The sequence below is a fragment of the Chitinimonas naiadis genome (assembly GCF_054780835.1).
Genome location: NZ_BAAGVO010000005.1, coordinates 637143 through 650432, shown reverse-complemented (window position 1 = coordinate 650432; position 13290 = coordinate 637143). Strand labels below are relative to the sequence as shown.

The 13290-nt window shown below is 67.3% G+C and carries 7 protein-coding genes; 3 read left to right on the top strand and 4 right to left on the bottom strand.

What is annotated here, in order from left to right:
* Window positions 1–122: 122 nt before the first annotated feature.
* The 4 genes from gmhB to glyQ all read right to left on the bottom strand — a co-directional run bounded on the left by gmhB (window position 123) and on the right by glyQ (window position 4238).
* On the bottom strand, window positions 123–668 hold the full coding sequence (gmhB, locus tag ACYVHK_RS18955; protein ID WP_460535314.1) for an HAD family hydrolase: 546 nt from the start codon (window positions 666–668) through the stop codon (window positions 123–125).
* A 9-nt stretch (window positions 669–677) separates the two neighbouring features.
* Window positions 678–2765, bottom strand: coding sequence for a glycine--tRNA ligase subunit beta (gene glyS / locus ACYVHK_RS18950; RefSeq protein ID WP_460535312.1), 2088 nt, complete (start codon window positions 2763–2765; stop codon window positions 678–680).
* A gap of 75 nt (window positions 2766–2840) precedes the next feature.
* Window positions 2841–3338 carry a surface-adhesin E family protein gene (locus ACYVHK_RS18945; RefSeq protein WP_460535310.1) on the bottom strand — a complete coding sequence of 166 codons (498 nt, stop codon included), beginning with the start codon at window positions 3336–3338 and terminating at the stop codon, window positions 2841–2843.
* Between the two features lie 9 nt (window positions 3339–3347).
* Window positions 3348–4238: a glycine--tRNA ligase subunit alpha gene (gene glyQ / locus ACYVHK_RS18940; RefSeq protein ID WP_460535308.1), complete on the bottom strand. Its 891-nt coding sequence runs from the start codon at window positions 4236–4238 to the stop codon at window positions 3348–3350.
* Between the two features lie 513 nt (window positions 4239–4751).
* Between glyQ and recC the strand changes: the two genes are divergently transcribed.
* The 3 genes from recC to recD are packed head-to-tail and all read left to right on the top strand — an operon-like array spanning window position 4752 to window position 13134.
* A complete protein-coding gene (gene recC, locus ACYVHK_RS18935) occupies window positions 4752–7871 on the top strand; it encodes an exodeoxyribonuclease V subunit gamma (RefSeq protein WP_460535306.1) in 3120 nt (1039 codons plus the stop codon).
* The gene (recB, locus tag ACYVHK_RS18930; RefSeq protein WP_460535304.1) at window positions 7868–11392 is read left to right on the top strand and encodes an exodeoxyribonuclease V subunit beta; all 3525 of its coding nucleotides are present in this window, start codon (window positions 7868–7870) and stop codon (window positions 11390–11392) included. The genes recC and recB overlap by 4 nt, the downstream gene beginning before the upstream one ends.
* A complete protein-coding gene (gene recD / locus ACYVHK_RS18925) occupies window positions 11389–13134 on the top strand; it encodes an exodeoxyribonuclease V subunit alpha family protein (protein WP_460535302.1) in 1746 nt (581 codons plus the stop codon). Before recB ends, recD begins: the two co-directional genes overlap by 4 nt.
* Window positions 13135–13290: the final 156 nt, after the last annotated feature.

Sequence of the window (13290 nt, the reverse complement as noted above, 5' to 3'; positions counted from 1 at the left end):
CCAATGCGCCCGTGAGACTACTCCCAAATGGCAAGCTTCGCGATGGTGGCTGACAGCCGTGCCGACATGAACGCAGCAGGATGATGCGGTACACGCCGACCCGGCAAAGCCATGGGCAGGACCTAGTCTTCGTCCTTGCCGATCAGGTAGAGCGCAGCGTCCATCAGGTCGTAGCAGACCCGGGTGTGCTCCGGCAGTCCGCCGGCCGCCAGCGTCTTCTCACCCTTGCCGGTCCGCACCAGGATGGGCTCGGCGCCCACCGCCTCGGCGGCTTCCAGATCGCGCAGGCTGTCGCCGATGACCGGCGTGTTCTCGAGGCGGATATCGAAACGCTGCGCAATATCGAGATACATGCCGGGCTTGGGCTTGCGGCAGTCGCACTTCATATCGGCAGTATGCGGACAGAAGAAGATGGCATCCAGCCGTCCACCCACACCGGCCAGCAGGCGGTGCAGCTTGTCATGCATGGCATTGAGTTCGGCCATGCCAAAAAAGCCGCGACCGATGCCGGACTGGTTGGAGGCAATCACCACCCGCCAACCGGCGTGATTGAGCAGGGCAATCGCCTCCAGGCTGCCTTCGATCGGCACCCATTCGGCCTCCGACTTCACGAAGTCGTCCCTGTCCTGGTTGATCACGCCGTCGCGGTCGAGGATGACGAGTTTCATAAGCCTGTCTTATTCTGCCAACAACGAGATATCCGCAACGCGGTTCATCAGGTCGCTCAAGGCGGCCAGCAGGGCAAGCCGGTTGTTGCGTACGGCCGCATCTTCCGCCATCACCATCACGCTGTCGAAGAAGGCATCGACCGGTGCTCGCAGGCCCGCCAGTTTTTTCAGCGCTGCCGTGTAGTCGCGGGCTGCCAGGGCAGCTTCGACCGGGCCTTGCACCGCACCCAGCGCACCGTGCAGGTCGCGCTCGGCCGCCTCGACCAGCAGGGCCGGTGCAATGGCCGGCAGGCTGGCCCCTTCGGCGACGTTCTTCTTCAGGATATTGCGGATACGCTTGTTGGCGGCCGCCAGCGCAGCCGCTTCCGGCAGCGCCTTGAACTCGGCCACGGCGGCAAGACGCAAGCTCAGCTCGTCGAAGCGGCTTGGCGCGTCGGCCAGCACCGCTTCGATATCGGCAGCGGGGAAATCAGCCGCCAGCAGGTTCTTGAGCCGTTCCAGCATGAAGCCGAATACGCCATCCACCGTTCCCTCGGCCACCACACCGGCCGGGAAGGCCGCCGCGGTCTGCTGCAGCAGCGCCTTGAGGTCCAGCGGCAGTTTGTCTTCCACCAGCATGCGCAACACGCCGAGCGCCGCACGGCGCAAGGCGTACGGGTCCTTGTCGCCGGTCGGGATCAGGCCGATGCCCCAGATACCGACCAGGGTTTCCAGCTTGTCGGCCAGCGAGACGGCCTTGGCAATCGGGCTCGCCGGCAAGGTGTCGCCGGAGAAGCGCGGATGGTAGTGGCCCTCGATGGCGTCGGCGACTTCGGCCGGCTCGCCATCCAGGTGGGCGTAGTAGGTGCCCATGATGCCTTGCAGTTCGGGGAACTCGCCGACCATGTCGCTCAAAAGGTCGGCCTTGGCAAGGTAGGCGGCGCGCTTGGCGAGCTGGCCATCGGCACCCAGCAGGGTGGCAATGGCGGCAGCGACGCTTTCCAGCCGCGCAACGCGGGCCAGCTGGCTGCCGATCTTGTTGTGGTAGACCACGCTCTCGAGCCGGCCGACACGGCTGTCCAGCCGTTGCTTCTGGTCCTGCTCATAGAAGAACTTGGCGTCCGACAGGCGGGCGCGCAGCACGCGGGCGTTGCCGTTGACGATGAAGCTCGGGTCCGCCGTCTCGAGGTTGGAGACGATCAGATAGTGATGGGTCAGCTTACCCGCCGCATCCAGCAGCGGGAAATACTTCTGGTTCTGCTGCATGGTCAGGATCAGGCACTCTTGCGGCACCTTCAGGAACTCGGCCTCGAAGCTCCCCTCCAGCACCACCGGCCATTCGACCAGTGCCGTGACCTCATCGATCAGCGCATCACCACCGGCGATGGTCGCCTGGCGAGCATTGGCCTTGGCGGTCAGGCCGGCGACGATGGCGGCGCGGCGCGCCTCGAAGCCGGCGATGACCTTGCCCTGCTCGCGCAAGGTGGCGGCATAGCTGTCGGCATCGGCAATCTCGACCGGGCCTTGCGACAGGAAGCGGTGGCCCCCGGTGGTACGGCCGGCGGTCAGGCCCAGTACCTGGGCAGGAATGATCGTGCTGCCATGCAGGGCGACCAGACCGTGCGCCGGGCGGACGAACTGCACGTCGCGGCTGCCCCAGCGCATTAGCTTGGGGGCAGGAAGCTTACGTAACGCCTCAGTCAGAATCGTATCCATCGCTGTTGCGAGGCGATCACCCTGAACCCGCTGGGTCAGGAACAGCGCCTCGGCCTTGCCATCGGGCTTGCGCACGAGGCTAGGGATGGCCGACTCGCCAACACCCAGGCTTTCCAGCTTCTTCTTCAACGGGATGGTCGGCTGGCCCTCGGCGTCGAAGGCGACCGCCACCGACATGACCTTGGTTTCGACATCCCGCTCGGCGGCCTGGCCCAGCACCTGCTTGATCGCCACGCCCAGGCGGCGCGGCGAGGCGAAAACCTCGAATTCCGGCTCGCCCACCAGCAAGTGGCGCTGCCGCAGTTCGGTCACGAGGGTGTTGGCGAAGGAGGCGGCCAGCTTGGGCAGGGCCTTGGGGGGCAGTTCTTCGGTAAACAGTTCGATCAGCAGGGTTGGGCTCATGGCACTTCTTTGTTCATGTGTACAACGCAAAGGGCGCGATACGCGGGCCGGCTTTGCGTAGGGGATGGTAGAAACTTATTCCTTCTTGCCCGCCGCCTTGTCGCGGGCAATCTGGCAGACCTGGTTGAAGAAATCCTGCATATAGGCCTGCTTGGTGACCGGGTCGAACTCCCACTGGAAGCCGGCCATGTCGCGACGGGTTACTTCGTCGCCGTCCTTGTCGCGGAACTCGGCGGCAATACCGGCCATCTCGCTCTTGGCGCAGTCGAGCGCAAAGCGGGTGTACTCGGTACGGAAGGTTTCACCTTCCTTGTTTTCCTGGTCTTTCTTGAAGCTGCGGCGCACCCAGACATAGACATAGTCGCTCTGCCCGGACGGATCATCGTGACCGATGGATGCCCAGGAAACATGGACATCCACATCCGGCTGCTGGCCATACAGACGCCAGTCAGCCTCCTTGTCCGCCGGCACCGGTTCCGGTGGCTCGGCGTTCTTGGTGTCCATGTAACTGCCGCCGAACTTTCCACAGGCAGCCAGGGCAAGGGCCAGCAGCAGGATGGCAGCACGCTTCATGTCTAACCTTTAGTCCTTCTTGAGCATGGGGAATCCCAATGCTTCACGGGCATCGTAGTAGGCCTGCGCCACACCGCGCGACAGGTTGCGGATACGACCAATATAGGCGGCCCGCTCGGTCACCGAGATGGCACCGCGTGCATCCAGCAGGTTGAAGCTGTGACCGGCCTTCAGGATCATCTCGTAGGCAGGCAGTGGCAGGCTGGCTTCCAGCAGGCGCTTGGCCTCGCCCTCGTAGTCGTTGAACTGCTTGAACAGCAGTTCGACGTTGGAGTGCTCGAAGGCATAACGCGACTGCTCGACTTCGTTCTGGAAGAACACATTGCCGTAGGTGACGGGCGTGCCGTCCGGCAGGTAGCTCCACACCAGTTCGTAGACGTTCTCGATGTCCTGCAGGTACATCGCCAGCCGTTCCAGACCGTAGGTGATCTCGCCCAGTACCGGCTTGCAATCGAGGCCACCCACCTGCTGGAAGTAGGTGAACTGGGTGACTTCCATGCCGTTCAGCCAGACTTCCCAGCCCAGGCCCCAGGCACCCAGCGTCGGGTTTTCCCAGTCGTCCTCGACAAAGCGGATGTCGTGCACGGTCGGGTCCAGGCCCAGTTCCTTCAAGGAACCGAGGTAAAGCTCCTGGATATTGTCCGGACTGGGCTTGAGCACCACCTGGAACTGGTGATGCTGGAACAGGCGGTTGGGGTTCTCGCCGTAGCGGCCATCCTTGGGGCGGCGGCTGGGCTGCACATAGGCGGCATTCCAGGGCTCGGGCCCGAGGGCGCGCAGGAAGGTGGCGGTATGGCTGGTGCCGGCACCGACTTCGGTGTCATAGGGCTGCAACAGGGTGCAACCCTGGCGGTTCCAGTAGTGCTGGAGCGTAAGAATGATTTGCTGGAAGGTCAGCATCGTGACGGCAACTCGGTAAGGACAACGATATAAAGCGGAGATTCTACTTGAAGTTAGCGAATCCTCTAGGGAGCTGCTGCAACAAGTGTTTTTTTGTACCACTTGCTGCGTTCCAGAGAAGGATCGCTCGGGGAATCAGCTGCTTAGCGGCTTACGCCGCATATCCGCGCTTCGCACGGTTTGGTGCGGGAGTCCGTCCCGCAGCCGGGTGGCTTTCTTTTGCTTCGCCAAAAGAAAGTCACCAAAGAAAAGGCGACCCCGACAGCACCGCCCGCTACGCGGGTCCCTTGCGCTTCTCACCCGTCTCGGCCGGAGAGCGAAACTCGCCGGCAAGCCGGCTCAGACAACGCTCCCCGGACAGCCCCGAGACGGGCTGCGATGCTCAGCGGCGCTCACGGGGACCCGGGCACTCCGTAGCAGTTAGTGCGCTCCGCAACCAAGTGACCGCACAAACCGCCCCTAAGCCGATGCATGCCCCGGTATCATCGCGACCAGACCAAGGATCGCCCGCCCGTGCTGCATCTCTACCAATCCAATCGCCTCGATACCCTGGCCACCCTGCTGCACGGCGTACTGTCGGTGCCGCCGGCACAGCCGTATGCGCGCGAGACCATCATCGTGCAGGCGCGCGGCATGGGGCGCTGGCTGAGCCTGCAGATCGCCGACCGCTTCGGCGTCTGCGCCAATGTCGACTTTCCCTTGCCCGCCACCTTCCTGTGGCAACTGATCGAAACCGTACTCGGCCCGCAGCCGCGCAGCGGGCCGTTTGGCAGCGACGCCCTGTCCTGGCGGTTGCACGCGATGCTGCAATCGCCACCGACGGCGCTGGCGAGCTACCTGGCCGACGGCAGCGAGCGCAAGCGCTGGCGGCTGGCCTGCCGGATCGCCGATGTATTTGACCAGTACCTGGTCTACCGGCCGGACTGGCTGGAAAAATGGGAAGCCGGCCAGACCCTGGGCCTGGGCGGCGACGAGGCTTGGCAGGCCGAGCTCTGGCGCAAACTGGCCGAGGACCGTAGCCACGCCCACCGGGCCGACCTGATGAAGGCGCTGATCCTGCGGCTGCAGGACCCACGACCGTTACCGCTGCCGGAACGCATCGTGCTGTTCGGCAGCAGCAGCCTGCCCCCCTTGCTGCTGCAGATCCTGCAGGCCCTGGGCCGGCGCATCGACGTCGCGCTGTTTGCACTCAACCCCTGCGCCGCCGCCTGGGGCGACATCAGCCAGCGCAGCGAAGCGCAAGGACCGGGTGAGCGCCTACTGGCGGCCTGGGGTGCGCAAGGCCGGGTGTTCTTCGACGAATTGGCGGCGGCAGACGAGCTGACCGACCTGTTTGACGACAGCCCGCCACCAGACCGGCTGCTGGCGCAGCTGCAGTACGACGTACTGACGCTGGCACCGCGCCCCCTCCTGCCCTGGCAAGCGGACGACGCCAGCCTCGCCATTCACGCCTGCCACAGCCCGCTGCGCCAGGTCGAGACGCTGAAGGACGCACTGCTTGCGCGCTTTGCCGCCGATCCCAGCCTGGAGCCGGCCGAGGTGGTGGTGCTGTGCCCCGATATCGACGGCTACGCGCCCTATATCGACGCCGTCTTCGGCCAGGGAGAGCCGCATGTGCCCTACGCCGTCGCCGACAAGGGCGGCCTGGCCGCGTCGCCACTGCTGGCCGGCTGGATAGAATTGCTGCGGGTACCGGACGGCGACTGGGAGGCCGACCGGCTGGCCGCCCTGCTGGACATCCCGGCGCTGGCCCAGACCCTGGGGCTGGAAGCAGCCGACCTGCCCATGCTGCGCGACTGGATCGCCGAAGCCGGCATCCGCCGCAGCCGTGAGGGCGACGCCTTCAGCTGGCATGCCGGCATCGGCCGCCTGCTGCTGGGTATCGCCATGCCGACCGACCAGCCGCCAGAGCATGGCCTGAGCGTCTTCGGCGGATTGGTGCCGAGCCGCGACCTCGACATGCGCTTCGCCACCCGCGTCGCCGGCCTCAGTCGCTTCGCCCGCCTGCTGGGCCGCTGGCAGGACGCGCTGGCGCAGCCTCGCCCCCTCGTCGAGTGGGCCAGTACCCTCGCCAGCTGGCTGCCACGCTGGTATGCCGAGACCGAAGCCGAGCTGCCGGCCTTCGCCAGCCTGCTGCAAGCGTTCACCGAACTGGCCGGCCTGGCCGAGCGCAGCGGCGTCGACCAACCGGTAGGCCGTGTCGCGGTGCTGGAATGGTTGTCGGCGCAACTGGAGGAAGGCTCAGGCGCCGGTGGCTTCCTGACCGGCGGCGTCACCTTTGCCCAGCTCATGCCCATGCGTAACCTGCCATTCCGGCTGGTCGCGGTGCTGGGCCTCGACGACGGCGCCTTCCCGCGCGACAGCCAGCCGGACGGCTTCGACCTGATCGCACGCCATCCGCGCCGTGGCGACCGTGCCCGTGCACTGGACGAGCGCTGGTTGTTCCTGGAAACCCTGCTCGCGGCACGGGACTGCCTGCTGCTGTTCCACACCGGCCGCGACAGCCGCAGCGACGCCGAACTGCCACCGTCCACCGTGATCGCCGACCTGCTCGATGCCATCGACAGCGGCTGGCAGGATCAGGACGGCGAGCCGCCCAGCCAGCATCTGGTACAGCACCATCCGCTGCAACCTTTCTCGGCCCGGCGCTTTGACAGCCAGGCCATGCCCGCCTTCGACGCCCGCTGGGCCGGCGTTGCCCGACTGGCCGGCCGCGGCCAGGCCCAGCCACCGCACCTGGCCGGCCAGCAACTGGCGGATGAACGCCTCGAAGAAGTCGCACTGGCGGACCTGCTGGCCTTTGCCCGCGACCCAAGCGCCTGGTTCCTGCAGCGGCTGGGCGTGCGCTTCGAGCGCGGCGAGGCCGCCCTGCCCCGCCGCGAACCCTTCGGCATCGAACGCGGCGCCGAGCGCAATCTGCTCCTCTTGGCCGACAGCCAGGCCGCCGAAGTCGACGCCCTGACCCTGCTGGGCAAGGGTGCGGCGCTGCTGCCCGAAGGCCTGACCGGCGACATCTGGGCGGAACGCGCCGCACAGCGCTTTGCACCGGCGGTGCGGGAATGGAACGCGATGGGACGGGCCGAAGCCAGTATCGACCTGCAGCTCGATGGCCTGCGTCTGCACGGCCTGCTGCGCGGCCTGGGGGAAGGCGGCCTTGGCCTGCGCCAGACCGGCAAGCTGCGCGAAGGCGATCGCCTCGCCGCCTGGTTGCAGCACCTGGTGCTGTGCGCCTGCCGGCCAGGCAGCTATCCGTCGCTGACCCGTCTGATCGGCCTTGAACAGATCGCCAGCTACGCGACACCGCTCGACAGCCAAGGTCTGCTGGCCGACTGGCTGGCCGCCTACCGCAGCGCTCGCCGCCGCCCCCTGCCGCTGTTGCCACGCAGCAGCCTCGCCTACGCCGAAGGGCTGTGCGCCCGCAAGGACCCCGGACCGGAACGCGCGCTGGCAGCGGCGATCAAGGCCTGGGAAGGCAGCGACCAGTTTGCGGGTGAGGCGGTATTCGACAGCGTGCGCGCCCTCTGGCGCGGCCAGGCCCCGTTCGGCAACGAGTTTTACGACGATTTCACCGCCCTTGCCGAACAGTTGCTGCTGCCGATGCTGGCGCACGAGACCCTGGAGAAACTGACGTGAGCGCCGAGACACCGCACGTGTTCGACGCCCTGGATGCGCCGCTGGACGATCTGAACCTGATCGAGGCCAGCGCCGGCACCGGCAAGACCTGGACCATCGCCGCCCTATACGCGCGGCTGGTGCTGGAGCGACGGCTCAAGCCCGAGGACATCCTGGTGGTGACCTATACCAAGGCCGCCACCGCCGAGCTGCGCGGCCGGATACGCGGTCGCCTGGCCCAGTTGGCCGATACCTTCGAAACCGGCCGCGAGATCGACGAGTTCAATGCGGCCCTGCTGGCGGCCACGCCAACCGAGCAGCGGCAGGACGCCGCGAAGCATCTGCGGGCAGCCGTGTCCGGCTTCGACGCGGCCGCCGTCTACACCATCCACGGCTTCTGCCAGCGCGCCCTCGGCGAGCACGCCCTGATGGCCGGGCTGGAACTGGAGCGCGAATTCCTGGCGGACGAGGGCGAACTGCTGCAAAGCGTGGCCGATGCCGCCTGGAAAGCCGAAGTCGCCACGGCCAGCCCAGCCTGGCTCAACTGGCTGCTCGCCAACCGGCAGTCACCGGATGGCTGGCTGCAAGCGCTGCAAAGCTATCTGAGCCAGCCCGGCCTGCAGGTTGAGGGCCCCGCGCGACCCGACACCGATGCCCTGGAACAGGCTTTCCGGGAACGATACGCCACCCTGCGCGAGCACTGGAGCCGCGAGGGCGAGGCCGCACTGGCCTGGCTGTGGTCGCATTCGGACGCCGGCAACTTCAAGGGTTCGCACCGCAAGGACTGGCTGGCCGGCTCCGTGGCGCTCTGGCAGTCCTGGCTGAGCGGCCCCGGCCTGCCGGAGATCCAGGAGGATGAGAAAGCGCCGGGCCAGGCCGAGAGCAAGGTGCGTCGCCTGTACTACCGGGAACTCGAAGCCGCGCTCAAGACCCCGCAGGCGGTACCCGCCGTATTCGACCTGTTCGAGCCCATGGTGGCAGCCGCCCTGCCGCTGAAACAGGCCTATGCCGCCCGGCTGGCGTTGACGCTGGGCCGCCTGATCGGCGAGCTGGCGACACGGCTGGCCGAACGCAAGCACACCCTGGGGGTCATGAGCTTTCACGACTTGCTGGTCGAGCTCGAACAGGCGCTGGCTGGCGAGCATGGCGACGCCCTCGCCGGCGCGCTGCGGACTCGCTACCAAGCGGCGCTGATCGACGAGTTCCAGGATACCGACCCCCTGCAGTTCCGTATCTTCAGCCGCCTGTTTGCCGAAGGCAGCCAGCCCGCCTTCCTGGTTGGCGACCCCAAGCAGGCGATCTATGCCTTCCGCGGCGCCGAGCTGCACGCCTACCTGGCGGCGCGCGAGCAGGTGGCGCAGGACCGTCGCTACAGCCTGGGGACCAACCGGCGCAGCACACCGTCCCTGGTGACTGCGGTAGGTCAGCTGTTCAACCAGGCCCCGCGGCCCTTCCTGCTGGATGGGCTGCACTATCCCCCGGTCGATGCGCTCGACGACAAGCCACGGCTCTACCTGGACGAGCGGGCCCAGGCGGCGCTGGGCTGGCAGTGGCTGGGCGCCGAGGGTCTGGGCAAGACCGAAGCCCGTCGCCAGGCCGTCGAGCTGACCGTCCGGCAGATCGCCATGCTGCTGCAGCCTGGCCGGGCCAGCTTGCGTAGCGACAAGGATCACCGCCCGGTCAGGGCCGGCGATATCGCCGTGCTCGCAAGTTCGCACGCTGAACTGCAGGCCATGCAGCAGGCACTCGCCAGCTACGGCATCGCCAGCGTGCGCATCAGCCGCGAGAGCGTCTTCCAGACGGAGGAGGCGCACGACCTGCTGCAGGTACTGACCGCCCTGATCGAACCATCCGAGCGGGCCGTGCGCGCCGCGATGGTGACAACCAGCATGGGTCTGGATGCCGCCGAGCTCTATGCACGGCTGGGCAGTGAAAATGCCTGGGAACAGACACTGGCCGAGTTCCGCCGCTGGCAGGCATTGCTGCTCAACCGCGGCGCCATGGCGGCGCTGGAGGCCTGGTTGATCGAGAGCGGCGCGGCCGAGCGCATCGCCGCCTGGCAGGATGGCGAGCGACGCCTGACCAACCTGCTGCACCTGTTCGAGCTGGTGGAACTGGCCCGACGCGAGCGGGCCGGCCTCGCACCCTTGCTGAGCTGGTACCGCCAGGCGCTGAGCGAGGCCGCCAGCGAGGACGAGGAACGGCTGATGCGACTGGAGAGCGACGCCAGCCGGGTACGCCTTGTCACCATCCATGCCGCGAAGGGCCTGGAATACCCCATCGTCTTCTGCCCCTTCCTGTGGGATGGCCAACTGTTCCGGCAGAGCGAGCGCTGGGCGCTGTGCCATGAGGGCGACGGCAATGTGCTCGACCTCGGTTCGCCGCTGTTCGAGCGCCGACGCGCACAGGCCAGGGAGGAGAAGCTGGCGGAGAAACTGCGGCTGCTGTACGTGGCGCTGACCCGACCGCGCAGTGCCTGCTATCTGTGCTGGGGCGAGGTCAAGGACATGGGCAGTTCCGCGCTGGCCTGGCTGCTGGCCGGCGGCACCGAGCGGGAACGGGGCGCCAGCGCCTTGCAAGCCGAGCTCGACGAACTGATCGCACAAGCCGGCCCCGCCGTCATGGCCTGGACCGGCACGCCAGGCGACACCCAGTCCGCCGCAGTGACCATGCTCCCCGCGACCGAACCGGTCCTGGCCAAACTGGGCCGTCGCCTGAGTTGGCAGTGGCGCATGAGCAGCTTCTCGGCACTGGTCGCCGGCGTCCATGCCGAAGCGCCAGACCATGACGCCGCCGCCGGAGCCAGCCTCGCGTTCGAAGCCGAAGAGCCCGGTCCTTTCGACAGCTTCCCGGCCGGTGCCCGGGCCGGTGTCTGCCTGCATGCCCTGTTCGAGAACTGGGAATTCACCCGCCAGGACCGGGTTGCACTGGAAGCCCTGGCCCTGCGCCAGTTGCAGGCCCATGGCTTCGACCCTGCCTGGGCCGGCCTCGCCGCCGACATGGTCGAGCAGACCCTGCAAGCCCCGATCACCGAATCCGGCGCCAGCCTGGTGCAGGTGCCGGCCCAGCAGCGGCTGGTGGAACTGGAGTTCACCTATCGGCTGCAACCCTTTGCCTGGCGGGCACTGGCCGCCATCCTTGGTGAGCCGGCCCACGGCCTGCCAGCCGCCTTCGCCCGCGCCGCAGCCGGCTTGCATGCCGAGGTGGCGGCGGGTTTCCTCAAGGGTTTCATCGACCTCAGTTGCGAGATCGACGGTCGTCATTACGTGATCGACTGGAAGTCCAACCGGCTCGGCAGCTATGGGCCGGCCAGCATCGAAAACACGATAGCGGACGCCCACTACTACCTGCAGGCGCTGATCTACTGCGTCGCACTGCATCGCTATCTGGCCTGGCGCAAGCCCGACTACCAGTACGAGCGCGACTTCGGTGGCGCCATCTACCTGTTCCTGCGCGGCATGCCCTCCGCCGGGGTATGGCGCTATCGCCCTCCCCTGGCGTTGCTGCAGTCGCTGGAAATCCTGCTGTGTGGCAAACCATGAATACGGCCCTGCTCCCCCTCTACGCCGCCGAGCTGGTCGACTGGCTCTCGGAGCGCTTTCCCGCCGCTTCGGACGCCGCCTTGCAAGCGGCCGGACTGGTCGCCAGCCGGCTCGACGAAGGCCATGTCTGCATCCATCTGCCCTCCGAAGCCGGCCGCCCCTGGCAGGGCGGCCAACTCCCGTCCCTGGCCAGTTGGCGGCAGGCGCTGCTGAGCAGCGGCTTCGTCTGCGAACCCGACGGCTACGCCCCACTGGTTCTCGATGGCGACCGTCTCTACCTCGCCCGGCTCTGGTCGGACGAATGCCGCCTGGCCCACGAACTACACCAACGCGCTGCCGCGACCGAGCTGGAGCCGGCCCTGGTTCGCAAGGTGCTGGCACCGCTGTTTGCCGGCCAAGCAGCCGAGGACGGCCAGCGACTGGCCGCGGCGACCGCCCTGCTGAACCGCCTGGCCGTGATCTCCGGCGGCCCTGGCACCGGCAAGACCACCACGGTCGCCAAGATACTGGCGGCCCTGCTGATGCTGGAGCCCGGCTGTCGCATCCGCCTGGCAGCACCAACCGGCAAGGCCGCGGCGCGGATGGTGGAGGCGCTGGGGCAGGCCCGCGGGCGGCTCGATATCGACCTGGTCACGCTGGCCGGCCTGCCGGATGAGGCCACCACGCTGCACCGTCTGCTGGGCTACCGGCCCGACAGCGCCACACCCCGCTACGGCCCGGCACAACCGCTGGCACTGGACGTGCTGGTGGTCGACGAGGCCTCGATGATCGACCTGGCCCTGTTCAGCCGCCTGCTGCAGGCCCTGCCGGCACACGCCCGGCTGATCCTGCTCGGCGACCGGGACCAGTTGGCCTCGGTCGAGGCTGGCAGTGCCTTTGCCGAGCTGGTGCGGCTGGCGGGACATAGCCGCAATGGTGCCAGCCGCCTGAGCGGCGCCAGTGGCGCCAAGGTGGCGGCGACCGATGGCGCAGGTGTGCTCAGTGACGGCATCGCGATGCTGACGGTCAGCCATCGCTTCCAGGGCGATAGCGGTATTGGCGAGCTGGCTCGACGCAGCAATGCCGGTGACGCCGAGGGCTGCCTCGCGTTGCTGCGGGAAACGCGGGGCGATCTGAACTGGCAACCTGGCCGCGCCCGTGACTGGCTACCCACGCTGCTGGCCCAGTTGCAGACCGCCCTCGCCGACTACCGCCTGGCGGTGGCCGCCGCCGATGTCACGGCCGCCCATGCCTGCTTTGATCGCTTGCGGCTACTGTGCGCGCTGCGCGATGGCCCAGTCGGGGTCGACAATATCAACCTGCTGATCGAGACCCGCCTGTTTCGGCAGGACCCGCGCCGACAACCCTGGTACGCCGGTCGACCGGTCATCATCCGCAGCAATGACGCCGCGCTGGGGCTTGCCAATGGCGACGTCGGCCTGACACTCGCCAGTGCCGATGGCCTGCGGGTTTACTTCCCTGCCCCCGGCGGCTGGCGAGCGCTGGCACCGGCCCGGCTGCCAGCGCACGACACGGCCTTCGCACTGACGGTGCATCAGTCGCAGGGTTCGGAGTTCGACACTGTCTGGCTGCTGCTGCCGGATGAGGACGCCGCCGTATTGAGCCGCAGCCTGGTCTATACCGCGGTAACGCGGGCTCGTCGTAACGTCGCGCTGTGGGGATCGGCAACGACCCTGCTCCCGGCCATCAGCCGCGAGACCCGACGTGAAAGTGGCCTGGTGGAACGCCTGCAGCGAGGCTGACCGTTGCAGGAAGGAGACGCCGTCGCGCGCATCCAACATCCGGCAGCCTGATGTCACAATGTTTTACAAGTTGCCGGTCGAATATCTGCGGTGTTGCGGTTCCCGATTGGTCGGCATTTCCCCTAGACTGCAAGGATCAACCCGTACCCAACAAGG

Coding starts and splice junctions, on each gene's coding strand:
- gmhB (WP_460535314.1), bottom strand. CDS start 668: ATGAAACTCGTCATCCTCGACCGCGACGGCGTGATCAACCAGGACAGG.
- glyS (WP_460535312.1), bottom strand. CDS start 2,765: ATGAGCCCAACCCTGCTGATCGAACTGTTTACCGAAGAACTGCCCCCC.
- ACYVHK_RS18945 (WP_460535310.1), bottom strand. CDS start 3,338: ATGAAGCGTGCTGCCATCCTGCTGCTGGCCCTTGCCCTGGCTGCCTGT.
- glyQ (WP_460535308.1), bottom strand. CDS start 4,238: ATGCTGACCTTCCAGCAAATCATTCTTACGCTCCAGCACTACTGGAAC.
- recD (WP_460535302.1), top strand. CDS start 11,389: ATGAATACGGCCCTGCTCCCCCTCTACGCCGCCGAGCTGGTCGACTGG.